At 62.9% G+C, this 23,205-nt stretch carries 25 protein-coding genes; 17 read left to right on the top strand and 8 right to left on the bottom strand.

Features of this window, described 5'->3' with window-relative positions; genetic code table 11:
• The first annotated feature begins 3 nt into the window (after nt 1–3).
• The 10 genes from LDB26_RS01905 to LDB26_RS01860 all read left to right on the top strand — a co-directional run bounded on the left by LDB26_RS01905 (nt 4) and on the right by LDB26_RS01860 (nt 8,985).
• Nucleotides 4–846, top strand: coding sequence for a flagellar hook-basal body complex protein (locus LDB26_RS01905; protein ID WP_021244562.1), 843 nt, complete (start codon nt 4–6; stop codon nt 844–846).
• 176 nt (nt 847–1,022) lie between these two features.
• The gene (locus LDB26_RS01900; protein ID WP_021244561.1) at nt 1,023–1,766 is read left to right on the top strand and encodes a flagellar basal body rod protein FlgF; all 744 of its coding nucleotides are present in this window, start codon (nt 1,023–1,025) and stop codon (nt 1,764–1,766) included.
• Nucleotides 1,767–1,833: 67 nt separating this feature from the next.
• The gene (gene flgG / locus LDB26_RS01895; RefSeq protein ID WP_021244560.1) at nt 1,834–2,622 is read left to right on the top strand and encodes a flagellar basal-body rod protein FlgG; all 789 of its coding nucleotides are present in this window, start codon (nt 1,834–1,836) and stop codon (nt 2,620–2,622) included.
• Between the two features lie 8 nt (nt 2,623–2,630).
• Nucleotides 2,631–3,302, top strand: a complete 672-nt coding sequence (locus tag LDB26_RS01890) for a flagellar basal body L-ring protein FlgH (RefSeq protein WP_021244559.1) — start codon at nt 2,631–2,633, stop codon at nt 3,300–3,302.
• 14 nt (nt 3,303–3,316) lie between these two features.
• The gene (locus LDB26_RS01885) at nt 3,317–4,435 is read left to right on the top strand and encodes a flagellar basal body P-ring protein FlgI (RefSeq protein ID WP_051187122.1); all 1,119 of its coding nucleotides are present in this window, start codon (nt 3,317–3,319) and stop codon (nt 4,433–4,435) included.
• Complete coding sequence (locus LDB26_RS01880; RefSeq protein WP_062063377.1) at nt 4,435–4,746, top strand: rod-binding protein; 312 nt, start codon at nt 4,435–4,437, stop codon at nt 4,744–4,746. The genes LDB26_RS01885 and LDB26_RS01880 overlap by 1 nt, the downstream gene beginning before the upstream one ends.
• Nucleotides 4,743–6,080 (top strand): flagellar hook-associated protein FlgK, encoded by a 1,338-nt coding sequence (flgK, locus tag LDB26_RS01875; protein ID WP_257540058.1) that lies wholly within the window; start codon nt 4,743–4,745, stop codon nt 6,078–6,080. Before LDB26_RS01880 ends, flgK begins: the two co-directional genes overlap by 4 nt.
• Before the next feature lie 18 nt (nt 6,081–6,098).
• On the top strand, nt 6,099–6,944 hold the full coding sequence (locus LDB26_RS01870; protein WP_257540056.1) for a flagellin: 846 nt from the start codon (nt 6,099–6,101) through the stop codon (nt 6,942–6,944).
• 121 nt (nt 6,945–7,065) lie between these two features.
• Nucleotides 7,066–7,929 carry a flagellar motor stator protein MotA gene (gene motA / locus LDB26_RS01865; RefSeq protein WP_062063371.1) on the top strand — a complete coding sequence of 288 codons (864 nt, stop codon included), beginning with the start codon at nt 7,066–7,068 and terminating at the stop codon, nt 7,927–7,929.
• A gap of 3 nt (nt 7,930–7,932) precedes the next feature.
• Entirely contained in the window at nt 7,933–8,985 is a 1,053-nt protein-coding gene (locus tag LDB26_RS01860; protein ID WP_062063369.1) for a flagellar motor protein MotB, read from the top strand.
• A gap of 234 nt (nt 8,986–9,219) precedes the next feature.
• Here the strand turns inward: LDB26_RS01860 and LDB26_RS01855 are convergent, their stop codons facing one another.
• The 6 genes from LDB26_RS01855 to ung form a co-directional block, all read right to left on the bottom strand.
• Nucleotides 9,220–10,566 (bottom strand): ATP-binding protein, encoded by a 1,347-nt coding sequence (locus tag LDB26_RS01855; protein ID WP_257540054.1) that lies wholly within the window; start codon nt 10,564–10,566, stop codon nt 9,220–9,222.
• The gene (locus LDB26_RS01850) at nt 10,563–11,282 is read right to left on the bottom strand and encodes a response regulator (protein ID WP_062063365.1); all 720 of its coding nucleotides are present in this window, start codon (nt 11,280–11,282) and stop codon (nt 10,563–10,565) included. The genes LDB26_RS01855 and LDB26_RS01850 overlap by 4 nt, the downstream gene beginning before the upstream one ends.
• A gap of 79 nt (nt 11,283–11,361) precedes the next feature.
• Entirely contained in the window at nt 11,362–11,997 is a 636-nt protein-coding gene (locus LDB26_RS01845; protein ID WP_145073663.1) for an EF-hand domain-containing protein, read from the bottom strand.
• A gap of 136 nt (nt 11,998–12,133) precedes the next feature.
• Nucleotides 12,134–13,363, bottom strand: coding sequence for an argininosuccinate synthase (locus tag LDB26_RS01840; protein WP_257540051.1), 1,230 nt, complete (start codon nt 13,361–13,363; stop codon nt 12,134–12,136).
• Between the two features lie 129 nt (nt 13,364–13,492).
• Nucleotides 13,493–13,687 carry a DUF4169 family protein gene (locus LDB26_RS01835; RefSeq protein ID WP_257540049.1) on the bottom strand — a complete coding sequence of 65 codons (195 nt, stop codon included), beginning with the start codon at nt 13,685–13,687 and terminating at the stop codon, nt 13,493–13,495.
• Between the two features lie 39 nt (nt 13,688–13,726).
• On the bottom strand, nt 13,727–14,422 hold the full coding sequence (gene ung / locus LDB26_RS01830) for a uracil-DNA glycosylase (protein WP_062063356.1): 696 nt from the start codon (nt 14,420–14,422) through the stop codon (nt 13,727–13,729).
• Between the two features lie 92 nt (nt 14,423–14,514).
• Between ung and LDB26_RS01825 the strand changes: the two genes are divergently transcribed.
• The 3 genes from LDB26_RS01825 (at nt 14,515) to LDB26_RS01815 (ending at nt 17,074) form a co-directional block, all read left to right on the top strand.
• Nucleotides 14,515–15,513 (top strand): serine hydrolase, encoded by a 999-nt coding sequence (locus LDB26_RS01825; protein ID WP_257540047.1) that lies wholly within the window; start codon nt 14,515–14,517, stop codon nt 15,511–15,513.
• 61 nt (nt 15,514–15,574) lie between these two features.
• Complete coding sequence (locus tag LDB26_RS01820) at nt 15,575–15,943, top strand: DUF962 domain-containing protein (RefSeq protein WP_062063353.1); 369 nt, start codon at nt 15,575–15,577, stop codon at nt 15,941–15,943.
• Nucleotides 15,944–15,991: 48 nt separating this feature from the next.
• Entirely contained in the window at nt 15,992–17,074 is a 1,083-nt protein-coding gene (locus LDB26_RS01815) for a GNAT family N-acetyltransferase (RefSeq protein ID WP_257540045.1), read from the top strand.
• Here the strand turns inward: LDB26_RS01815 and LDB26_RS01810 are convergent.
• Both LDB26_RS01810 and LDB26_RS01805 read right to left on the bottom strand, forming a co-directional pair.
• A complete protein-coding gene (locus tag LDB26_RS01810) occupies nt 17,052–17,930 on the bottom strand; it encodes a cupin-like domain-containing protein (protein ID WP_062063349.1) in 879 nt (292 codons plus the stop codon). The two genes, LDB26_RS01815 and LDB26_RS01810, sit on opposite strands and share 23 nt — an antisense overlap.
• Nucleotides 17,927–19,057: a GNAT family N-acetyltransferase gene (locus LDB26_RS01805; RefSeq protein WP_257540043.1), complete on the bottom strand. Its 1,131-nt coding sequence runs from the start codon at nt 19,055–19,057 to the stop codon at nt 17,927–17,929. Before LDB26_RS01805 ends, LDB26_RS01810 begins: the two co-directional genes overlap by 4 nt.
• A gap of 203 nt (nt 19,058–19,260) precedes the next feature.
• Here LDB26_RS01805 and LDB26_RS01800 point away from each other — a divergent pair, with 203 nt between their 5' ends.
• The 4 genes from LDB26_RS01800 to LDB26_RS01785 all read left to right on the top strand — a co-directional run bounded on the left by LDB26_RS01800 (nt 19,261) and on the right by LDB26_RS01785 (nt 22,955).
• Nucleotides 19,261–20,262 carry an NAD-dependent epimerase/dehydratase family protein gene (locus LDB26_RS01800; protein WP_062063345.1) on the top strand — a complete coding sequence of 334 codons (1,002 nt, stop codon included), beginning with the start codon at nt 19,261–19,263 and terminating at the stop codon, nt 20,260–20,262.
• A gap of 272 nt (nt 20,263–20,534) precedes the next feature.
• Entirely contained in the window at nt 20,535–21,542 is a 1,008-nt protein-coding gene (locus LDB26_RS01795) for an SIS domain-containing protein (protein ID WP_062068481.1), read from the top strand.
• A 5-nt stretch (nt 21,543–21,547) separates the two neighbouring features.
• On the top strand, nt 21,548–22,351 hold the full coding sequence (kdsB, locus tag LDB26_RS01790) for a 3-deoxy-manno-octulosonate cytidylyltransferase (protein WP_231746401.1): 804 nt from the start codon (nt 21,548–21,550) through the stop codon (nt 22,349–22,351).
• 10 nt (nt 22,352–22,361) lie between these two features.
• A complete protein-coding gene (locus tag LDB26_RS01785) occupies nt 22,362–22,955 on the top strand; it encodes a histidine phosphatase family protein (RefSeq protein ID WP_257542223.1) in 594 nt (197 codons plus the stop codon).
• Nucleotides 22,956–23,205 lie beyond the last annotated feature (250 nt).

Here is a 23,205-nt window from a genome sequence, read left to right as displayed (position 1 = left end):
GCCATGTCCTTCTACATCTCGCTTTCCGGCCTCAAGGCGGCCCAGACCGACCTTGCGACCATCTCCAACAACGTCGCCAACGTGAACTCCACCGCGTTCAAGCGCAGCCAGGCCAATTTCGGCGACATCTTCGCCGCCGCGCCGATGCAGACCACGACGCAGGTGTCCGGCCAGGGCGTCCGCGTCCAGAGCATCACCCAGCAGTTCACGCAGGGCACGACGCAGGGCACCGACAAGACGCTGGACCTCGCCATCACTGGCGAAGGCTTCTTCACCGTCAAGCGCACCGCCGACGATCAGGTCAGCTACACCCGCAACGGCGCTTTTTCGGTGACGAACGACCGTTATGTCGTCGACACCACCGGCGCGCGGCTTCAGGTGATCCCGGTCGATCCCGTGACCGGCGCGCCCACCGCGACCGGCACGCTGGGCACCGGCGACCTCGTCGATCTCAAGGTTCCGACCAACTGGCCCGACGGCGGCACCGGCAACCAGCTTTCCAGCGTCGGCGTGGCGGAAAATGGCGACATCACCGGCGTCTATGCCGATGGCACCACCGTCCATCTGGGCACGGCCGCCATGGCCGCCTTCAACAGCCAGGACGGCCTGCGCCAGCGCGGCGACGCGCACTGGTATTCGACCGCGGCCAGCGGCGACCCGATGTTCGGCACCGCCAATAGCGGCCTTTTCGGATCGATCCAGTCCGGCACGCTGGAACGCTCCAACGTGGACATCACGGAGGAACTGGTCAGCCTGATCTCCGCCCAGCGCAACTTCCAGGCGAACGCCAAGGCGATCGAGGCGGCGAACACGCTGTCCACCACCATCGTCAACATGCGGTCATAAACCAGCCGGAAATTAAAGCTCTTTCCCGTTCGGGCTGAGCGAAGTCGAAGCCTTCCGCTGAGCGAAGCGAAGTGCTTCGGCTTCGCCTCAGCAGAGCCTTCGACATTTTGGACGAGACAAGCGGCTCGTTCAAACAGAGCGAACGGGTCGGACAAGACAGGAAACAGGACAAACCCATGGACCGGCTCGTCAACACGGCACTCACCGCAATGCGCGGCGCGATGGCGCGGCAGGCGGCGATTTCCAACAATCTCGCGAACGTCAACACCGTTGGCTTCCGCGCGGAGATCGCCAATGCCGAGACGCGCTGGATCAAGGGCGATACCTTCGACACGCGGGCGCAGGCGTCCGAACAGGTGATCGCCGCCGACATGGCGCAGGGGGCAGTCACCGCGACCGGCAATCCGCTGGACGTGGCGATGAACGGCGACGCCTTGCTCGCCGTTCAGGCCGCGGACGGCAGCGAAGCCTATACGCGCCGGGGCGACCTTAAACTCACCGACAGCGGCCTGCTGACCACCGGCGACGGCCTGCCCGTGCTGGGCGAAGGCGGTCCCATCACCCTGCCGCAGATGGACAGCCTCTCCATCGCGCAGGACGGCAGCATCTGGGGCGTGCCGCAGGGGGGCGACGCCGCCAACCCGCAGCGCGTCGATGGCCTGAAACTCGTCAACGCCACCGGCTCCTCCATCGCCAAGGGCACGGACGGCCTGTTCCGCGAGACGAATGGCGGCGCGTTGCCGCAGGATCCGCTCGCCACCGTCACCGCCGGATCGGTCGAAGGCTCCAACGTCAATGCGACAGCGGCCCTCGTCCAGATGATCGAGGCGAGCCGGGCGTGGGAAACGCAGGTCAAGATGATCGACACCGCGAAACAGCTCGATGATGGCGGCGCATCGCTCATGCGCCTTGATGGTTAATTTGGCACGAACCTTGCTTTTCAACAGGCAGGACTGAGCCGATACGGCTCCACGGAGACAAGAGACGATGACCAACGCAGCCCTTCATGTCGCCCGCACCGGCCTTGACGCGCAGAACACGAAGATGCGCGTGATCGCCAACAACCTGGCGAACGTCAACACGACCGGCTTCAAGCGCGACCGCGCCGATTTCGAAACCCTCGCCTATCAGCAAATGGTGGCGGCGGGCGCGAACTCCGACACGGAAAACAAGTTCGCGACCGGCCTCAATCTCGGCTCCGGCGTCTCGATGCAGGGGACCAGCAAGATCAACACCCAGGGCACGTTGCAGGAAACCGGCAACGCGCTCGACATGGCGATCGAGGGCGCGGGCTTCTTTCAGGTCCAGCGGCCCGACGGCTCCATCGCCTATACCCGCGCGGGCAATTTCACGACCACGGCCGAAGGCGTCGTCGTCACCAGCGACGGCCTGCCGCTGATCCCGCAGATCACCGTGCCCGAAGGCACGACCGGCCTCACCATCGGCAATGACGGCACCGTCTCCGCGACCTTGCAGGGCCAGACGGAAGCGACCCAGCTCGGCCAGATCGAACTCGCCAATTTCATGAACGCGTCCGGCCTCCAGCCGATCGGCGGCAACATGCTGCTCGAAACCGCGGCCAGCGGCACGCCGCAGGTCGGCGTCGCGGGCCTGGATGGGCGCGGCGCGATCCGCTCCGGCAATCTCGAAACCTCGAACGTCAATGTGGTCGAGGAGCTGGTCGACATGATCGAAACCCAGCGCGCCTATGAGGTCAATTCCAAGATGATCAAGGCGACCGACGAGATGCTCCAATATGTAAACCAGCAGTTGTGAGCCGGTTGATGCGCGCCCTTTCCGCCTCCATCGCCGCCCTGTCGCTGATCGCTTCCCCCGCCATCGCGGGCAAGAAGCAGCGCGAGGAGGAACGGCAATATTACGCCCCCACGGTCGTGGCGCAGCCCGCCGCGCCCGCCGCCAACGGCTCGATCTTTCAGGCGTCGATGGGCTACACGCCGCTCACCAGCGGGGCGCGCGCGACCAGCGTGGGCGACATCATCACCATCGTCCTGGTCGAACGCACGCAGGCGACCAAGAGCAACAGCGCCGACACCAGCCGCAACGGCAATATCGGCCTGACCCCGCCCACCACCGGCGTGCTCTCCAAGCTCTTCTCCGCCAGCGACGTCGCCATGGGCGGCCAGAGCGGCTTCACCGGCAAGGGCAACGCGACCCAGTCCAATGCCCTCAATGGCGAGATCACCGTGACCATCGCGGCGGTCTATCCCAACGGCACGATGCTGGTGAAGGGCGAAAAGGCCCTGACCCTCAATCGCGGCGACGAATTCATCCAGATCAGCGGCCTTGTCCGTCAGGCGGACATCAGCCCGGACAACCGCATCGCCTCCACCCGCGTGGCCGACGCGAAGATCATCTATACCGGCAAGGGCGAAATCGCCCGCGCCAGCCGTCAGGGCTGGCTGCAACGCTTCTTCTCGATGATCAGCCCCTTCTGATGGAGATTTCCAACATGTCCAATCTCCTACAGCCGCTGCGAACAATCGTTCTCTTCGCCATCTCATTCATGACTTTGCTCGCCGTCCCCGCCCATGCGGAACGGATCAAGGACCTCGGCACCTTCCAGGGCGTGCGCCCTAACCAGCTCACCGGCTACGGCATCGTGGTGGGCCTCGCGGGCACCGGCGACGACAGCCTCGACTATGCGACGCAGGGCATGAAGGGCGTCGTCTCGCGCTTCGGCCTCACACTGCCGCAGGGCGTCAACCCGGCGCTCAAGAACGCGGCGGCCGTGCTCGTCACCGCCGACCTCCCTGCCTTCGCCAAGCCCGGCCAGCGCCTCGACGTCACCGTCTCCGCGCTCGGCAAGGCCAAGTCGCTGCGCGGCGGCACGCTCATCATGACGCCCCTGCGCGGCGCGGACAATGAAATCTACGCCATGGCGCAAGGCAACCTCGCCGTCGGCGGCCTCGGCGTTTCCGGCGCGGACGGCAGCCAGGTGTCGGTCAACGTCCCCTCCGCCGGGCGCATCCCGAGCGGCGCGACCGTCGAGCGCGCGGTCGCGACCGGCTTCGACACCGCGCCCACGCTCACCTTCAATCTGGCGGAAGCCGACCTCACCACAGCGCTGCGCGTGGCGGACGGCATCAACCGCACCTTCGGCGACCAGCGCGCCCGCGCCATGGACGCCGTCTCGGTCGCCATCAGCGCCGCGCCCGGCGCGGAAGACCGCATCATGATGATGGGCATGATCGAGAATATCGAAGTCTCGCCCGCCGACGCGCCCGCCCGCGTCATCGTCAACGCCCGCACCGGCACCGTGGTCATCAACGGCGCGGTCAAGATCCATCCCGCCGCCGTGGCGCACGGAAAACTGACCGTCTCCGTCAACGAAGCGCCCCGTGTCGTCCAACCCGCCCCCTTTTCGCGCGGGCAGACTGCGGTGGAGCAATCCAGTTCGATCCAGATCGACGAACAGAAAAAACCGATGGTCAATTTTAAAGGTGGCGCGTCTCTGGCCGATATAGTGAAGGCGGTCAACGCCATCGGGGCTTCTCCCGCCGACATGGTCGCGATCCTCGAAGCCTTGAAACAGGCGGGCGCCATGAAAGCTGATCTGGTGGTGTTGTGATGCAGATTTCGACCGTTACAGGAACCTCCGCCTCCAATGGCGGGAACGCGGACAAAACCGCGCTGCAAAAGGCGGCGCAGCAGTTCGAGGCGATCTTCCTGCGCCAGATGATTGGCGCGATGCGCTCCTCCAGCATGGGGGATAGCCTGCTCGACACCAGCGCGTCGGAACAGTTCCGCGACATGGCCGACGCCCGTACCGCCGACAGCATGGCGCAAAAGGGCAGCCTTGGCATTGCCGAGCTGCTGCTGAGCCAGTTCGGCGGCAAGGCGCAGCCGCCCGCCACTCCCACACAGGATAAGAGCCCATGAGCGACCTCTTCGTCATCGGCGCGTCTGGCACGCGGGCCTATCGCGCCGCGATGGGGGCCGTGTCGGAAAATATCGCCAACGCCAACACCGACGGCTATTCGCGCCGCTCGGTGACGACTATTGAATCCGGCGCTTCGACCGCCACCATGGCCTTGTACATTTCAAGGGCCAATTTCGGCGGCACGCAGATCGCCGGCGTCAATCGCGCCACCGATCCCTATCTGGACACCGCGGTGCGCCTGACCGGCATGGCGCTGGGCAGTTCGACCGCGCGGATGCGCTGGCTGACCGATACCGAAACCGCGCTCAACGATACCGACACCGGCATCGGCAAGCTGATGACCGGCATGTTCCAGAATATGGACAAGCTGGCCGCCAGCCCCAGCGACACATCGCTGCGCGTAACGACGCTGGACAGCATCAGCCGCGTGGCCGAAGCCTTTCGCCAGACCGCCGCCGACCTCGGCAACGCGTCCAGCGGTATCGCCACCGAAGCCCAGGCGTCGGTGGCGAACATCAACATCGCCCTCGACCAGCTCGCCAATATCAACGGCAGTCTGCTGCGGGCGCAACCCGGCACCTCTGCTTATGCCCAGTTGCTCGACAGCCGGGACGCGGCGTTGCAGCAGCTTTCGGAAAACCTGAACGTCGACATCAGCTTCGGCGCGCATGATTCGGTGCAGATCAGCTTCAACGGGCAAACGCTCGTGCAGGGCGATGCCGCGACGAAGGTGGCGGTCAGCGCTAACCCCAATGGCACGCTCTCCTTCGCGACCAGCGGCGGCACCGCGCTCGCCGCGCCCGCTAACGGAACGTTGGGCGGCCTGTTCTCCGCCGCGCAGACCGTCACCGACCGGCGCGCAAGTCTCGACACTCTCGCCCAGCAGTTCGTGACCGACATGAACGCCTGGCACGCGCAGGGCCAGACCGACGCGCTTGCAGCGGGCGGCGCGCTCCTGTCCTATGGCGGTGGCGCGGCCAATATGGCGGCCCTCATCACTGATCCGGCGGCTCTGGCAACACGGTCGACCGACGGTACGCTCAACGGCAATCTGCTGACCGTGCAATCGGCTCTGCGCGGCAATGGCAGCGTGGAGCAGAACTGGACCGCGTTGATCGCGACCCATGCCAATCTGCTGACCGCTACCAAGGCGGAGCAGACCACCGCGCAGGGCCGCGCCGATCAGGCCGTCGCCGCGCGCGAAGCGGTGAGCGGCGTGGACCTCGATATGGAAGCGGCCGATCTGCTGCGCCTTCAGCAGGCCTTTTCGGGCTGCGCGAAGATATTGCAGGTCGCCAAGGAAACCGTCGACTCCATCCTGCAACTTATCTGAACGGGAAAGGCCTGACCGATGGTTGGCATCACCAACAAGACCCTTACCGCCGAAATCCGCCGTCAGCAGCAGCTGTCGCAAAGCATCATCGCGGGCCAGACCGCCATTTCCTCCGGCGTGACGCTGACCAGGCCGTCCGACAATGCCCTTGCATGGGTGCAGGTTTCGGACATCGGCCGCGCACAGGCGCAGCAGGCGGCCTGGCAAGCCAATGTCAGCTATGGCACGACCCGCGCCTCCAATGCCGAATCCAATCTGGACGAAATCAACAACCTGCTGGTGCGGGCGCAGGATCTCGTGATCTCGGCCCGCAATGGTTCGCTCAACGACACGAGCCGTGGCGCCATCGTCGAGGAACTCAAGACCATCCGCACCACCGTGGGCGAATTGCTGAACCAGAAGGATTATCAAGGCGTGTCGGTGTTCGATGACGGACAAAGCGTTCTGGTGCCGGTCAGTCGAGGCCTCAACCTGGCAGTGGTCGGGACACGCCAGCAGGTTTCGGAAGGGATCGACGTGGACGGCACGGCAATGTCGATCGACGACATATTGAATCAGAGCATCACGGCCGTTTCAAGCGGCAGTGACAGCGACATCGGAACGGCGCTGGAAAGCATCCAGGCGGGCCAGAGCCATATCATCGTCGAGCTGGCGAAACAGGGCGTCAGATCCGATCGCCTCGACGTGGTCGGTGCGCGGCTGACCGATGTTGATCTGGACCTGACCGAACGCCGCTCCACACTGGAATCGACCGATCTCGCGCAGGTCATATCTTCGGTTCAGGCCAAGCTGCTTCAGCTCAACGCCGCCCAGTCCGCATTCGCGCGCATCAACAAGCAGACGCTGTTCGACCTTATCGGCTGATCGGAAAAAAGGGCGCGCGCTCCTAAACCGAACGCTAACCAAACCGTATTAACCAATGAAACGGCATTGCACGGGATGCTGACGGGGTTGGCCCCTTCGGGCAAAATTTTCGGGGATTTTCATGTTCGCTATTATCGGCCTCGTCGTCCTGCTCGTCATGGTGTTTGGTGGGTTCATCTTCACCGGCGGCGACATCGGCCCGGTTCTGCACGCCCTTCCTCACGAAATGCTGATCATCGGCGGCGCAGCCGTCGGCGCGCTTATCATCGGTAATAGCGGCGCGGACCTCAAGGCGCTGGGCGGCGGCGTTGGGAAGGTATTCAAAGGCCCCAAATACAAGAAGCAGGATTTCCTAGACTGCATCTTCCTCGTCAGCCGCCTGATGAAGACCCTCCGCGTCGAAGGGCCGGTGGCGCTGGAACCGCATATCGAAGATCCGGGCAGTTCCACCATCTTCACCGAATATCCGCGCCTGATGGGCGACAAGACGCTGATCCACCTTATCAGCGACACGCTGCGGCTGGTTGTCGTGTCGTCCGGCACGCTCGATCCCCATGCGGTCGAGGAGGTTATGGATAATGCGCTCAAGACCCATCATCATGAGGCACTGAAACCCGCCGACAATCTTCAGGGCCTGGCCGACGCCCTGCCTGCTCTGGGCATCGTCGCGGCGGTCCTCGGCGTGGTCAAGACCATGGGCGCTATCGACCAGCCGCCCGCCATCCTTGGCGCGATGATCGGTTCGGCGCTGGTGGGCACCTTCCTGGGCGTCTTGCTCGCCTATGGCATGGTCAATCCCTTCGCCAACCGCTGCCGCAGCGTGATCGAGGCGGACGGCTCCATGTATCATGTCGTGAAGCAGATCATCATCGCCTCGCTCCACGGCCATCCCCAGCCGCTCGTCATCGAAGCGGCGCGCTCCAGCCTCACTCATGCGAACCAGCCAGCCTTCGCCGAAGTGTTCGACGGCATGCGGGGCAAATAAGTCATGGCCGAAAAGAAGCGCGGCGCGAACGAGCCTGAACCAAGACCGATCATCGTCAAGAAGATCATCGTCGAAGGACATGGTGGCCATCATGGCGGCGCATGGAAGGTCGCCTATGCCGACTTCGTGACGGCAATGATGGCGTTCTTCCTACTGATGTGGCTGCTCGGCGCGACCACCGAAAAACAGCGCAAGGCGCTGGCCGACTATTTCACTCCGACCCTTATCGAAATGAAGATGGCATCGGCGGGCGCGAATGGCCTGCTCGGCGGCGACAGCATCAAGGGGAAGGAAAATTACCCGACCACCGGCGGTCAGGGCACCATGTCTATGACCATCCCTCGCGATGCGAGCGGAACGGCGGATCAGGGCGGCAAGGGGTTGCGGGCGGCCGACCGCGCCAAGTTCGAATCGATCAAGAAAGACCTTGAAGCACGCATGACGCGCCGGGGCATGCAGAATCTCCGCAAGAATGTGCGCTTCACCGAAACGCGCGAAGGGCTTCGCATCGACCTGATCGACGAAGCGGATTTCGCCATGTTCTCGATGGGCACCGACCGACTACTGCCGCAGGCGCGCGCGCTGGTGGGTGAAGTCGCCAACGTGCTCGAAACCATGCCCAATCCGCTGATCGTGCGCGGCCATACCGACGGCCTGCCCTATGCGGCAGGGCGGACGATGAACAACTGGATGCTGTCCTCCGCCCGCGCCGAAGCAACACGCAAGGCGCTGTCGGACGAAGGAATCGGCAATGCCCGCTTCGCCCGGATCGAAGGCGTGGCCGACCGCGAACCCTTCGTGAAGGACGATGCCTATGACCCGCGCAACCGGCGCATGTCGATCGTCCTGGGCTGGACGCGCGGCGCGGAAACGCCCGATGCCAATGCAGAGATGGATGCGGAAACCAGAGCTGAGATCAAGGAACGGGATAACCCCCTCCGCGTGGCCCGCGAACAGGCCCTGCGCCTCAACATGGGTGGCACGGGCCTTCCGGCGGGCGCGGAATTGATAAACCCGGCCGCGCCGGGCGCGTCCGGCAAACCTGGTAAGCATTGACGGGAAATACCGCACTTTTGCAGTGTTGCGCCGTGTACCGGTTCGGGGGGGCGGAACGGCAGCGCGCCGTTCGTCCTGAGCAGCTCCTGAGCCTATCGAAGAGGCATATCGAAGGACATGTGGCGCGTCGGCCCCATACGGGTCTTCGACTTCGCTCAGCCCCTACTCAGGACGAACGGGGGTGAGGAGCGACAACCCGCCCATTCCTCAATCGCGCCAATCGCCCGCAAATACCTATGCAGGCAAAATCAAGCTCGCCTCCAACCCGCCTTCTGCGCGGTTGGCGAGGTGCAACGATCCGCCATGCTCGGCCATGATCGCTCGTACCAGCGCCAGACCCAAGCCCGCGCCGCCGGTATCGCGATTGCGCGATCCCTCCAACCGGGTGAACGGCTCCATCATCTCTTCCATGCGATCTTCAGCGATACCGGGGCCGTCATCTTCCACGATCAGGTGAATGGCGCCATCCCGGCGCGCCACCGAAACATGCGCCCGCTCGCCATAGACCGTGGCGTTTTCGATAAGGTTGCGGAGGGCCCGGCGAATCTGCTGCGGGCGCACATTGGCCACGGCGCGAGCGCTCTCGGCCATGTCGACCGGCGATCCCAGTTCCAGGAAATCCTCCACCACAGCATCCGCCAAAGCCGAAAGATCGACCTTCTGCGCGGACTCGCTGCTCCGCCCGGCCCGCGCGAGCGACAATATGTCCTCCAGCATCCGGTTCATCTCATCAATGGTTTCGGACATGCGGGCGCGCTCGCCTTCATCCTCCACCGATTCGGTGCGGACCCGCAGCGAGGCAAGCGGCGTACGCAGATCATGACCGATCGCACCCAGCATCCGGTCCTTTTCATTCAGCATCAGGAAAATGCGCGCGCGCATCGCGTTGAAAGCGGTCGTGAGTTGGCGCACATCGCCCGGCCCGCGCTCATCCACCGGATCGGCGGCGCCGGTTCGCGCGAACTGCTCGGCGGACTCCGTCAATTGCCGCAACGGACGCGCCAGCCGGCGCCCTACCCACAATAACGGCAACAGCACGATGACATAAAGGATAGCAGTCTGTCCGATCAGCCAGCCGCCAAAACGTTGCGGCCGCTCACCCGTGCGCGTCTGCGTCACGACCCATTTGCCCGGCTCATATTCGGCCGCCATAACCAATCGGCCTACATTGTGCATAACCGGTTCTGCACCCGACGCCCGGGCTCGAAGGCGTTCCCAGCGACGCATGGGCAGGCTTTCGCTGTCCTGCACCGCCCGAATGGACCGCATCTGCAACCCGATATCCTCGAACATCGCCGCCGCCCGGCTTTCGACATCGGGACGCCGTTGTCCTTCGACACGCGGTGGCGCATCGGTAAAGCGCGCCCGCACCCGCCGGTCGTCGGCTCGCCGGTCGCCGCGACTGTCGAGCGCGTCCACGATGCGATAAACGGCAGGGGCGGTTTGCCCGGTCAGTTCCAGCCGGTTCCGTTCCCGCAGCAAGAGCGCAAAATTGATCGCCTGCGCCACGAACAGCGCGATGGCGACCAGCAGGATGACCTGCCCGACAAGGCTCTGGGGCCACAGTCGCAACCGCTTCACAGCCTGCGTACCTCCGCCGACAAGGTATAGCCGCCGCCCCAAACCGTCTTGATAAGCGTCGGGTTCTTGGGGTCCGGTTCGATCTTCTTGCGTAGGCGGCTGATCTGGTTGTCGATGGCGCGATCGAAGGCGTTGGCTTCGCGCCCTTGCGTGATGTCGAGCAACTGGTCGCGGCTCAACACCTGGTTGGGCCGGGTGGCGAAGGCCATCATCAGATTATACTCCGCCGTCGACAGCGGCAGCGCCACCCCCTCGGCGTCCACCAGCGTGCGTTCCTGCGTCTTGAGCAACCATCCGGCAAAAGCATAGGTCGCGCCGTCGGGAGCCGTCACCCGCTGGCCACCGGTGGCGACGCGGCGGAAGATCACCTTGATCCGCGCCACCAGTTCGCGCGGGGAGAAGGGCTTCAGCACATAGTCGTCCGCGCCCATTTCCAGCCCTACGATGCGATCCGTCTCCTCCGACCTGGCGGTCAGGAGGATCACGGGAATCTCGCTCGTCTCGCGGATATGGCGGCACAGCGACAGGCCGTCCTCGCCCGGCATCATGATGTCGAGCACCACCAGGTCGATCGCGTTGGCATTGAGCCGCACCCGCGCTTCCGCCGCGCTTTCGACGGCGGTGACGCGAAAACCGTTGCGCGTCAGATATTGCGCCAGCGGCTCGCGGATCGAACGCTCGTCATCGACGAGCAGCAAATGGGGTCGTTCGCTCATGTTTCAGGCTTCTGTCACGGCTGGGAAGAGAGGGGAAGGGTGAAGGCAAACTGCCCCCGCCCTTCCCATATTGTGCGTGTCAGTCGGCGGGCGTGTCTGCGGCAGGCGCAGAATCCGATCCCTTGCGGTCCTGCCACGCCTTCCGCATGGCCTGATGCGCGGCCTTCATCTCCTCGGCGGTGACAGTGCCGTCCTTGTTCGCGTCGGCCCGGTCGAACATCGCCACGCCGCGCGCCACGAACTGCTCACGCGTGACGGGACCAGCCTGCGCGCCGTCCGGTCCAGCTTTCATGCCCTTGCCGAAGCCGCGATGATGGCGGCCGCCCCAATGACGTCCATCCGGCCCGCCGGGCTTGCCCGCCTCGGCGCTGCGATCAGGCTTGGCGGTGAATTCGGCCTTGCTGATCTGGCCGTTCTTGTCGGTGTCAAGCTGCGCGAAGCGGGCTTCCTGCCGCTGCTGGCGGCGCAGTTCCCAGTCCTCCTTGCTCAGCTTGCCATCCTTGTTGGCGTCCATCTTCGCAAAGCGCGCTTCGAGAGAGGCGGTCAGTTCCGCCTTGGTGAGATTGCCGTCCTTATTGGCATCGGCCATCATCATCATGCCGCCGCGCGGACCGCCGCGACCGGGGCCGTCCTGCGCCGCAGCGATGTGCGAAGCGGCAAGGCCCCCTGTCAACAAAGCGCCAGCGGCCACCGTCATCATGAACTTGCGGATCATGTCAGTCTTCCTTCCAAATGTCTGTCACGAACGGCGAAGGCCGTCCCTGGAAACGCTTATCGGCAAGACTTGTCCCGCAACTGTGTCATGTCACGGAATAAAATGTCGCAATGTGTAACGGCGAGACGCCGAAATCTCAGCGATCCCGGCCGCCCAGCAGCCGCAGCCGCAGCGCATTGAGCTTGATGAAGCCCGCCGCGTCGCGCTGGTCATAGGCGCCCGCATCGTCCTCGAACGTCACGACCTTTTCGCTGTAGAGCGAATAAGGCGACTTGCGGCCCACGACATAGACCCCGCCCTTGTAGAGCTTGAGGCGGACGGTGCCCGTCACCTTCTCCTGGCTGTGGTCGATGGCGGCCTGCAGCATCTCCCGCTCCGGCGAGAACCAGAAGCCGTTATAGATCAGCTCGGCATATTTGGGCGCGAGTTCGTCCTTCAGATGCGCCGCGCCGCGATCCAGCGTCACCTGTTCGATGCCGCGATGGGCAAGGTGATAGATGGTGCCGCCCGGCGTTTCATACATGCCACGCGACTTCATACCGACGAAGCGGTTCTCGACCAGGTCGAGCCGCCCGATGCCATGCTTGCGGCCATATTCGTTAAGCGTTTCGAGCAAAGTCGCGGGCGTCATGCCCACGCCATTGATCGCCACGCCGTCGCCGCGCTCGAAATCAATGGTGATATATTCCGGCGCGTCGGGCGCGTCCTCCGGGTTCACCGTGCGCGAGTAGACATAATCGGGCGTTTCGTCCCACGGGTCTTCCAGAACCTTCCCTTCGGACGAGGTATGGAGCATGTTCGCGTCGGTCGAAAACGGGCTTTCCCCCCGCTTGTCGCGCGGGATTGGGATCTGGTGCTTTTCCGCGAACTCGATCAGCTTCGTGCGGCTGGTCAAATCCCATTCGCGCCACGGCGCGATCACTTTGATGTCCGGCTGCAACGCATAATAGCCCAGCTCGAAACGCACCTGATCATTGCCCTTGCCGGTCGCGCCGTGGGATACGGCGTCGGCGCCGACCTGCTTCGCGATCTCGATCTGCCGCTTGGCGATCAGCGGACGGGCGATGGAGGTGCCGAGCAGGTACAGCCCCTCATAAAGCGCATTGGCGCGCATCATCGGGAACACATAGTCCTTCACGAATTCTTCGCGCAGGTCGTCGATGAAGATATGCTCTTCCTTGACGCCCATCAGCCGAGCCTTGGCGCGCGCAGGCTCCAGTTCCTCGCCCTGCCCCAGATCGGCCGTGAAGGTCACGACTTCGCACTGATAGGTCTGTTGCAGCCATTTCAGGATCACGCTCGTATCCAGCCCGCCGGAAAAGGCGAGGACGATGCGATTAATCTTGTCGGGATTGGAAGCGGACATGGGCGAAGCAACCTTCCTTCGGAACTGGCGCGGATATTGGGCGCGCCGGTATCAGGCACGGACCTTGAGCGCAACCGCATCCATGCTGCATGGGCAGATTCGGCACGGCACTATCCGATCAAGGCAAGTCTAGGATGCGTCCGGCCCCTCCTTCTCCCGCCGCGCCCCATCCAGAGCGCGAACCCGGCGGGCTTCCCCGGCTTCCGTTTCCAGCCGCTCCGCCTTGCTGCGGCCGAATTTCGCGCGATTAGCCTGCGCGAGCCGTTCCTTCTCGTCCCGCATCTTGGCTTTGCGCGCCTGCCGCAGGTTAATGACGTTATCCATTGCATCGCTCTCCCTTCCCCGCGTCGAATCGTCTGATTTTCAGGCGGCGGCCACTTCCGGCAAGGCCCAGTCGATCGCGCCGCGCCCCTTCTCCTCTAGAAACGCATTGGCGCGCGAGAAATGGCGGCAGCCCAGAAAGCCATTATGCGCCGACAGTGGCGAGGGATGCGCGGCCTTCAACACCAGATGTTTCGATGGATCGACGAATCCGGCCTTGCGCTGGGCATAGGCGCCCCACAACAGGAACACGACGGGCTCCTCCTTTTGATTGACCAGCCGGATGATGGCGTCGGTGAACTGTTCCCATCCCTTGCCCTGATGCGAAGCGGCGCGGCCCATTTCGACGGTCAGCACGCTGTTGAGCAGTAGCACCCCCTGCCGTGCCCAATGCTCCAGGAATCCGTGGCGCGGCGGCGCGATGCCCAGATCGCTATTCAATTCCTTGTAGATATTGACCAGCGAAGGCGGCGTCCGCACGCCCGGTCTCACGCTGAAGCACAGCCCATGCGCCTGCCCCTCGCCATGATAGGGGTCCTGCCCCAGAATCACGACCTTCACCCTGTCCAGCGGCGTCAGGTCGAGCGCGCGAAAATATTCGCTGCCCTTGGGAAACACCCGCTTCCCGCTGACCTTTTCCCCTTCCAGGAAGCGCTTGAGCGCCTGCATATAGGGACTCTGAAACTCGCCCAGCATCGGCTCCCGCCAACTTTCGTCCAGCTTGATGGTGTCACTCATGTTTCGGGTGATGAACCGGACGGCAAACCCCTGTCAACCGGGCGACCCCAAAGCCTCTTGCCTCCTACGGCGGGATAGAGGAGAGAACGGCCATGCCGCTTTCTCGCACTTTTGGCGCTATCATTGCCGCCCTTGGCCTGTTCCTCGCCCCGCTACCCGCGGCGGATGCTTTCGGCCCTGTCAAAAGCCTCCCGCAGCAAACCGCCGAAGCGCGGCTCCTTGCTCAGTTCCAGAGCTTCGCGGTGCTGACCGACGGCACCGTCGGCATCGCCGTGCAGGATCTGTCGACCGGGGAGGAGCAATCGCTGAACGGCGATACGCTGTTCCCCATGGCCAGCACATATAAGGTCGCTGTGGCGGGCAAGATTCTCTCGATGGTGGATGCGGGAACGCTCAACCTTCAAGACTTGATCGATCCGCCGTTGCCCGCGAAATCGCGGTCGGTCCATGACCTCATCGATCTGATGCTGACCCATAGCGACAATGATGCGACCGATGCTCTGGTGGCGCGCGCGGGCGGCCCCGCCGCGATAGACGAATGGGTCGGCGCGCTGGGCGTCAAGGGGCTGCGCGTCGACAGCGACACCGCCCATCTGCTCTATCGCGCCATGGGCATCAGCCCGGCCGCGGGCAGCTTTCGTCGCAATGTCGCTGCGGCGCTGGAGGCGGATTCGTCACTACGCGAGCGCGACGCGCGCGACATGCCCAACATCGCCTTCACGCGCGATCCCCGCGACACCTCGACGCCGCGCGCGATGAACGCACTGCTCGCCAATATCCAGCTGGGCAAAGCGCTCAAGCCTGCCAGCACCGCTTATCTGCTGGACATGATGGAACGTTGTCACACGGGCAAGGCGCGCCTGAAGGCCATGCTGCCGCCTGGCACCCGGATCGCACACAAGACCGGGTCGCTGAACGGCTATGGGGGCGATGTCGGCATTGTCACTCTGCCCGACGGGCGAATGTTCACGATATCCGTTTTCGTGATGAAGGATTATAAGGGCCGGGAAACGCGGGACAGCATCATGGCCCATGCCGCCCGCGCCGCCTATGATTATTTCCTCTTCGCTCTCGCCAGGCGCACAGCCTGACGCATCCGGCTTAACAGGCTCCCTTACAGCGGTTATTCTCCCGTGCTGAGAGAGGAGCGACGTGGACAGGTTCACCTGCTTTCGGGAATTCTGGCCCTATTATCTTCAGGAACATGCGCGCCCAGGCACGCGTGCGCTGCATTATGTCGGCACGACGCTGGTAGTCGCATTGGCGATGGCAGCGCTACTGCTGGTTGAGGGCTGGTGGCTGCTGGCCGCCATTCCTTTTGCCGGTTACGGCTTCGCATGGGTCGGTCATAGCCTGATTGAACATAATAAGCCGGCGACCTTCCATTATCCCTTCTGGTCCCTGCGCGCCGATTTCCGTATGTGGTATCGCTTCCTTACGGGCCAGATGGGCCATGAGCTGGCGGTGGCCGGTGTGCGGCCGGATGGCTCGATCGATCCGGTTCGGCGACTCCGCCCCTGATGTCGTCCTATCCGCTTGACCAGGGCCACGCCTTTGCCACAAGGGGACATGGCCCTTCGCGCGCATTTCTCTCCCCTTCCCGACAGGACAACGCTCGAAGCCCGCTGGCGAACGATGGAGGCGCAGTCGGACGCTTCCTTCTTTCTCGGCTGGACATGGATCGGCGCTTGGCTTGATGCCTATGACGTGCGGCCCGAACTCCTGGCCGTTACCAACGATGAGGGGCATGACATCGCACTCGCGCTTGTCGGCCATGCGATGATGCCACGTCTGCTGGGCAGGGCCGCCACGCTCTGTCTCAATCAGGCGGGCGATGATGGCGCGGACCGCCCATTCATCGAATATAACGGCCTGCTCATCCTGACGGATCAGGAATTGCCGGTTGCCCGCACCGTTCTATCGGCAATCGGCGCGCGCAAGGATTGGCGCGTACTGCACCTTGCGGGCGTCGCGCCGGAATCGCCGCTGCTGGACTTCCCTGCCCACCGCAGGGCGAAGCTCGATGAATCCCCGGTATATCAGATCGATCTTGATGCCGTGCGCGCTGCCAAAGGGGATTATCTCTCGCTGCTGAGCGCCAACACGCGCAGTCAGATTCGTCGCGCGATGAAGGAACGTGGCGGCGCGCTTCCCACCGTCGCCCGGGCCAGCCGCGCCGATCTCGAACCATGGCTGGAGGAGATGCGGATGCTCAATCAGGGGCGTCATGCGGACAATGCCTGGGACAATGCCGCCTTCCGCAGGTTCGTCGCCATCATCGCCGAACGCGGACTGGAGGAGGGAAATGTCGAACTGCTGCGGTTCACAGACGGCGGCGATGGCGATGCCGATCCAGTCGGACTGCTTCTCAACTTCATCCATCGCGGCGTGGCGATGAACTATCAGTCCGCCTTCACCGCGCCGCGCTCTGCCAAGGACAAGCCGGGCCTCCTGTGCCATGCGGCGGCTGTCGGCGATTATGCGGCGCACGACCTCAACCTCTATTCGCTGCTGGCGGGCAAGGATCGATACAAGCAGAGTCTGGCCACTTGCGAGGACCGTCTGCAATGGTGGGCGCTGGAACGCTTCTCTCCCCGTCTGGAGGCCGAAGCCACGCTCCGACGGCTGCTCAGGCGCCCAATTTCCGCATGATGCGATAGACGAACCGGCGCCCGATCTGCTTTTCGGGCCATCGGGTGACTTTCCCGATCGGCATTTTCCAGCGCCGAAGCAGCCCGTTGAAGCTGTGCAACTCTCCCTCGGCCACGCTGCGTTCGGACCGCCATGTGATAGACAGGCTGATCGAAACGGCAGATCCATTCTGGACGAAATGCGGCGCCTTCACCGGCACATGTATCGCATCGCCCGGCTCCAGCAGAACAGGAATCCCGCGCGACAGGAATGCATCCCGCCATTCCAGATTGCGATGGCCGCCATTGTGGAAATCCTCGCTCTTGCATGGCGGCACCAGTTCTTCGTCGCGCGCCGGAAAGACTGTCATTGTCTTGGTTCCGCGAATCTGGAGCAGGATATTATGCTCGGGGTCCATGTGAAAGGGCGTGACGCTGCCGGGAGAGGACAGGAAGATGAACGCTTCCCGATGCAACATCGGCCCTGTCCTGCGCGCCACCATGGGTTCCAATTCCGCCAACGCCTGATCCAGTAACGCGCCATAGATCGCGTCCCGCTCCACATTCTTCAGTACGGCCCAACTGCCGTTGGTTTCTATGGTCCGGATCGTCTCGCCCAGCGTCAGGCCGTTGGAGGGCGTTTCGTCCGGGCGAACGCCCAGCGGCAATGCTCCCAGATTATATTCGACGCTCCCCGCCGGCATACGCTCCGCCAAATCGGCCAGAGCCGCCAGCGTCAGCAGCGGATGATCGACAAGATCATGGGTAAGCGGCGCCGCCTGATCGGGATAGGCAGCGGTGAAAGCCACGCGCGCGCTATCGGAGAATATCCGGGTGGTCGTTTCCTTCCCCGGCGTGATCGAACCATGGGCGGTCATGCCTGTCCTTTCATGATCTGGCTTATCCGTTCGACGCCGTTGGCGAGCGTGAAGGCCGCTCCGCGAGCCAGGCGCCTGACGCCGCGCCCGTGCAAGGCGATGCGATATTGCACGATGGTCCGTCGCTCCGCCCACAGGCTGTCGATCATGGGATGATCGGCGGCGGCGCAGCTATCCATCCACGTCATGCCCGGGTCGCCCTGCACGGCATGGAGATTGGCGATCTCGATCAATACGCCGGGCGAAAAACGCCCCAACGCCTCGTCAAAGGCGATCTTGAAGGAAAAGGCGCCTTCGCCATGACGGAAATTGACGAGCATGGCGATGGCGCGACCGTCCAGATCCATCCGCAGGAAATGCAGCCGTCCGGCTTCAAGGGCCGCAGCGCAGGCCGTGCGGAAAAAGGCTTCGTCGCCCTTTTTGCACGCCAGTGCGGTTCCGTGCTGCCCCTTCCACCCGGATGCTTCCAGCGTCAGGAAATCCTGACACCATAGCGGCAGGTCCGCCGCGCTGGCCAAAAGCCGGGTCTCCATATGGCCCAATTCCGCCAGCCGCTTTTGCAGACGACGCAATTCCTTGCGTTTCTTGGCGCGGACGTGGGTTTCCCAATAATCATCGGCTGACAGGTCGGATCGCAGCATGGCGCGGTCATAGCGATGGATTTCCCGCCGCCCGCGCCATTGCTCGACACAAAGCGCCTCCAGAGCTGCTGCATTGGCGCCCGCCGCATCCAGAGATTCCAGATGCAGGAAACCCGACGCCCAATCGGCATCGTCAAGCTGCGCCAGAAAACTGCGCCACGCGGCTAGCTCATGCCCCTGCCGGACAAGAGGCGCGCCGAAAAAGCAATGGTCGTGCATCCAGTTGACTACGCAGGGAACGGGCAGGCGCCCATGGTTCGGCGCCATGATGACCGGTAGAAGGCCTATGGAACGGCCTTCCTCCTGCGCCTCGATCAACCGCACGCCCTTATGGACTGCGAGATGGTCCAGAGCCGCCTCCAGCATGTCCGGCGCATAAAATGCGTTCGCCTCCGCCGCCGCGCTGGCCAGATCGGCCCAGCGAGCACGGCGCAAGCGCGCATGCGGATGACCCGCCGACGCGGAAGGATGCGTTGCCATATCCATATCATGCCCATAGGCAGGAAAGATTAGAGAATAGCTAAGCTTTGATCGTCATGGGGCTTTTCCCTGGACGACACCGGGTGCAGAACCCTTTACATCGTGCGCGGAGTGGGCTGGGAAAGTGGAAGGAACGTCGTCTTGACGGGCAAGCAGGGAGACAGCGTCGTGCAGCATGATTACGGCCTATTGCAGCATCGGATATCCGCATGACCATTCTTGTCACCGGCGTGGCCGGCTTTATCGGCATGCAGGTCGCCGACCGTCTGCTGGAAGACGGACGCGCGGTAATCGGCATCGATAATATGAACGATTATTATGCGGTATCACTCAAACAGGATCGCATAGCAGCCCTTTCCGAACGTCATGGCAAGCTATTCACCTTTGCCGAACTGGATTTTGCCGACATGCCCGCCCTGCAAGGCGCCCTGGCCGATCATCCAGTGGAGGCGATCGTCCATTTGGGCGCGCAGGCGGGTGTTCGCTATTCGCTCGTCAATCCGCACGCCTATGTGCGTTCCAATCTGACGGGGCATGTCAACATGCTGGAACTGGCGCGGGAACGGCGCGTGCGCCATCTGGTCTATGCATCGTCCTCATCCGTCTATGGCGGCAATGACACATTGCCGTTCCGAGTGGAGGATCGCGCCGATCATCCCGTATCGCTCTATGCCGCCACCAAGCGCGCCGACGAACTGATGAGCGAAACCTATGCCCATCTTTTCCGGGTGCCGATGACCGGACTGCGGTTCTTCACAGTCTACGGCCCGTGGGGCAGGCCCGACATGGCCATGTGGATCTTCACCTCAAAGATCCTGGCCGGTGAGCCGATTCCCGTTTTCAACCATGGCAGGATGCAGCGCGACTTCACCTATATCGACGATATCGTCGCCGGCGTCATAGCCTGTCTCGACAATGCGCCCCCCGACGACGGCGCTGTAAAGGCGGGTGGCAGCCGGACTCCCCACCGTCTGTACAATATCGGCAATAATCGGCCGGAAGAATTGATGCACCTGATCGCCGTGCTGGAGGATGCCTGCGGACGAAAGGCGGAAATGGATTTCCAACCCATGCAGCCCGGCGACGTGCCCGCCACCTACGCCGATATCAGCGCGATTGCGCGTGACGTGGGCTTCGCGCCAACCACCGGGATCGAAGTGGGTGTGCCGCGATTCGTGTCCTGGTATCGCGATTATCACGCTATCGGATAATAAGCTGCACGCTCAATCAAGCAAAAAGTTCCTCGATCAATCGTGCATTTACGGCATTTGACCGTATTCTAACGCTGCATGATCCAGAACGGCGATATTTCTCAACAGCATAATAGATTGCAACAAGTCACAAAAATATCGTAAGTCATATCCCATCCGGATAAAATGAGATCCGGCTCAGAACAAGATAACAGGCGATCCGCCTAAAGGTGGTCGTCGGCGTGTTCGTCAACCGGATGGGGCCGGGACGTTACGCGAAAAAGGGCGAATGCGTGTCTACAGTATCCAATATTGTGCCATTCAAATCAGGTGGCCACATCGTTGAAACCGCCTGTCGCAGTCTTGCCGTCGCCGCCAGCGGGCTCAATGCGCTGGAAGCGCAGTTTGCGGAACGCGACTTTGCCGGCGCATTTCTTCGGCTCATCGGCCTTATCATGAATGTGCGTGGCCGGTTGATCGTCACCGGTATAGGCAAAAGCGGCATAGTGGCGCGGAAGATGACGGCCACGCTGACCTCCACGGGCACGCCCGCGATTTTCCTGCACCCCGCCGATGCCGGTCATGGCGATCTGGGCATGGTCACCCCGGCGGATCTGGTGCTGATGCTCTCGCATTCGGGCGAATCCACCGAACTCGGTCCGATCATCCAATATTGCAAGCGTTTTGCCATTCCCCTCGCCGCCATGACAGCCCAGTCCAACAGCACGATCGCGCAGGCAGCGGACATTAGCATCTTGATGCCTCCCGTCCAGGAAGCCTGCCCTAATTCGCTGGCCCCTACCACATCGACTACGGTCCAGATGGCATTTGGCGATGCACTCGCTGTTTCGCTCATGGAAATGCGCGGCTTTTCCGCCGATGATTTTCATAAATTCCATCCCAATGGCCGCTTGGGCGCGCAACTTGTCAAAGTGCGCGAATTGATGGCCTCGGGCGACGACATCCCCAAAGTCCGGGGAGACGCCACGCTTCTGGAAGCCACGATCGAAATGACGCGAGGAAGGTTGGGCGGCACCGCAATCGTCGACAACCACGAACGGCTGATTGGCGCCTTTACCGATGGCGACCTGCGCCGGACGCTGACTGCCAAGCAGAATCTGACAGAATCCATAGGACAGTTCATGACGGTCACGCCGCTTTCCGTCGGACCGGATGAACTGGCATCGGAAGCCCTGCGCCGGATGCACGACAGCAGCGTCATGCTCTTCTTCGTCTGCGAAGATGAACGTTTGATAGGCGCAGTCCATATGCACGATCTGCTCGAAGCCGGGGTTGCCTGAACATATTGATCGTCATTCCAGCGCGGGCAGGATCGTCCCGCCTTCCACGCAAGCCTCTGCACATGATCGCGGGGCGCACATTGCTGCATCGTACCATCGCCATGGCGCGCAATGCCATTCGGGGCCTGCCCGACATGGAACTCGTGGTAGCGACGGACGATGGCGAGATCGCCGATCACGCCCGGGCAGCGGGCTGCGAAGCCGTGATGACGGACAGCGCCATCGCCACAGGGTCCGGACGCGCTCTTGCGGCGGCTATCGCCCGACCAGCGTCACCCCAGTTGATCGTCAATCTACAGGGCGATTCCCCTTTTCAGCCTGAAGGCGCACTGGCAGCCGTCATCTCCTCACTGCGGGAAGGCGCTCGGGTCGCAACGCCAGTGATCGCGCTCGATTGGGCAGCGCTCGATTCGCTGCGGGATCACAAGATGCGATCTCCGTTCAGCGGCACCACCTGCGCGCGCGCTTCGGATGGCCGCGCGCTCTGGTTTTCCAAGGCGATCATTCCCGCCATTCGCGATGAAGCGGCCTTGCGCCGGACGGAACCGCTCTCTCCGATCTGGCGCCATGTCGGCCTCTATGGCTATTCAATCGAGGCGCTACAACTCTTTGAGCGGACGGCGCCGACGGCATTGGAAACGCTGGAGGGACTGGAGCAATTACGGCTGCTGGAATTGGGAATCCCCGTCACGACCATTCCTGTGCCGCCGCCCCTTTTCGACAGTTCGGGCATCGATACGGAAGAGGACATCGCCCGTGTGGAGGCGCTGATCGCTATGCATGGCGATCCGACGCCTCTCCTGCCTTAATCTCGCGCCCATGACACGCCGCATTTTCATCATCCGGCATGGGAACACCTTCGAAAGCGATGCACAGCCACGCCGCATCGGCGCTGCAACGGACATTCCTCTTGTGACCAGCGGCCAAATACAGGCCGATCGCGTGGGCGCATGGTTTGCGGAGCAGGATTTTTCTGTCCGGCATATTTTTTCCGGGCCACTTCTGCGCGCAAGGGAAACGGCGGAAAGGATCGGCGCAGCCTTGGTTAAGACAATCGACGGTGTCCTGCCCTGGCTCAATGAGATTGACCATGGCCCAGACGAAGGACTTCCAGAACAGGAGGTATGGGCGCGGGTCGGCGCGGAGGCCATCGCGGCCTGGGACGAACAGGCCATCGCTCCTCCGGGCTGGCGGGTCGATGCCGAAACCCGCCTCGCGGCCTGGCGAGCCTATCTCGCCAACGGTGAGGAAGGCACGGACATCCTTGTGACCAGCAACGGCGCGGCGCGCTTTGCATTATTGGCCCTTAATCTTCCTCTGGCTTCCTTGAAATTGCGGACGGGTGCCCTGGGCGAACTGGTGATCGCTGCTGATGGCCAGATTCAGTTGCAGCGCTGGGACTATCGCCCCTGACACCGCCTCCAAACCGCGGGGCGCCACAGGACAGCTATAGCCTCCGCAAGTATAAGTTGATTTGCTCCTTTCAATCTATTGATTAGGTAGAGATTGCTCAAGCGGCGCGGATGGTCATCGCGCCGGATGGAAACATCGGCATTCGACCCGCGGCTTTTGATCGGGATGCAGCTTGCTCCGCGTTACTAACGGCTAAAGCGCACGATGCCAGGGCGATAACGCCAGTGTCGTGTTCCCCCACCACAGACTG

Origin of the sequence: Sphingobium sp. CFD-1 (assembly GCF_024611115.1) — a bacterium.
In the GTDB taxonomy this organism is placed as follows: Bacteria; Pseudomonadota; Alphaproteobacteria; order Sphingomonadales; family Sphingomonadaceae; genus Sphingobium; species Sphingobium baderi_A.
Note: the sequence above shows the minus strand (reverse complement) of the source record. Positions and strands in the feature narration are given on the sequence as shown.

Excerpts from the sequence above, each read along its gene's own strand:
- flgG (WP_021244560.1), top strand. The coding sequence starts at position 1,834 with ATGACCAACGCAGCCCTTCATGTCGCCCGCACCGGCCTTGACGCGCAG.
- LDB26_RS01805 (WP_257540043.1), bottom strand. The coding sequence starts at position 19,057 with ATGGATATGGCAACGCATCCTTCCGCGTCGGCGGGTCATCCGCATGCG.
- LDB26_RS01810 (WP_062063349.1), bottom strand. The coding sequence starts at position 17,930 with ATGACCGCCCATGGTTCGATCACGCCGGGGAAGGAAACGACCACCCGG.
- LDB26_RS01840 (WP_257540051.1), bottom strand. The coding sequence starts at position 13,363 with ATGTCCGCTTCCAATCCCGACAAGATTAATCGCATCGTCCTCGCCTTT.
- LDB26_RS01905 (WP_021244562.1), top strand. The coding sequence starts at position 4 with ATGTCCTTCTACATCTCGCTTTCCGGCCTCAAGGCGGCCCAGACCGAC.
- LDB26_RS01850 (WP_062063365.1), bottom strand. The coding sequence starts at position 11,282 with ATGAGCGAACGACCCCATTTGCTGCTCGTCGATGACGAGCGTTCGATC.
- LDB26_RS01825 (WP_257540047.1), top strand. The coding sequence starts at position 14,515 with ATGCCGCTTTCTCGCACTTTTGGCGCTATCATTGCCGCCCTTGGCCTG.
- LDB26_RS01890 (WP_021244559.1), top strand. The coding sequence starts at position 2,631 with ATGCGCGCCCTTTCCGCCTCCATCGCCGCCCTGTCGCTGATCGCTTCC.
- LDB26_RS01785 (WP_257542223.1), top strand. The coding sequence starts at position 22,362 with ATGACACGCCGCATTTTCATCATCCGGCATGGGAACACCTTCGAAAGC.
- LDB26_RS01835 (WP_257540049.1), bottom strand. The coding sequence starts at position 13,687 with ATGGATAACGTCATTAACCTGCGGCAGGCGCGCAAAGCCAAGATGCGG.
- LDB26_RS01880 (WP_062063377.1), top strand. The coding sequence starts at position 4,435 with ATGCAGATTTCGACCGTTACAGGAACCTCCGCCTCCAATGGCGGGAAC.
- LDB26_RS01845 (WP_145073663.1), bottom strand. The coding sequence starts at position 11,997 with ATGATCCGCAAGTTCATGATGACGGTGGCCGCTGGCGCTTTGTTGACA.
- LDB26_RS01870 (WP_257540056.1), top strand. The coding sequence starts at position 6,099 with ATGGTTGGCATCACCAACAAGACCCTTACCGCCGAAATCCGCCGTCAG.
- LDB26_RS01800 (WP_062063345.1), top strand. The coding sequence starts at position 19,261 with ATGACCATTCTTGTCACCGGCGTGGCCGGCTTTATCGGCATGCAGGTC.
- flgK (WP_257540058.1), top strand. The coding sequence starts at position 4,743 with ATGAGCGACCTCTTCGTCATCGGCGCGTCTGGCACGCGGGCCTATCGC.
- motA (WP_062063371.1), top strand. The coding sequence starts at position 7,066 with ATGTTCGCTATTATCGGCCTCGTCGTCCTGCTCGTCATGGTGTTTGGT.
- ung (WP_062063356.1), bottom strand. The coding sequence starts at position 14,422 with ATGAGTGACACCATCAAGCTGGACGAAAGTTGGCGGGAGCCGATGCTG.
- LDB26_RS01860 (WP_062063369.1), top strand. The coding sequence starts at position 7,933 with ATGGCCGAAAAGAAGCGCGGCGCGAACGAGCCTGAACCAAGACCGATC.
- LDB26_RS01900 (WP_021244561.1), top strand. The coding sequence starts at position 1,023 with ATGGACCGGCTCGTCAACACGGCACTCACCGCAATGCGCGGCGCGATG.
- LDB26_RS01885 (WP_051187122.1), top strand. The coding sequence starts at position 3,317 with ATGTCCAATCTCCTACAGCCGCTGCGAACAATCGTTCTCTTCGCCATC.
- LDB26_RS01815 (WP_257540045.1), top strand. The coding sequence starts at position 15,992 with ATGGCCCTTCGCGCGCATTTCTCTCCCCTTCCCGACAGGACAACGCTC.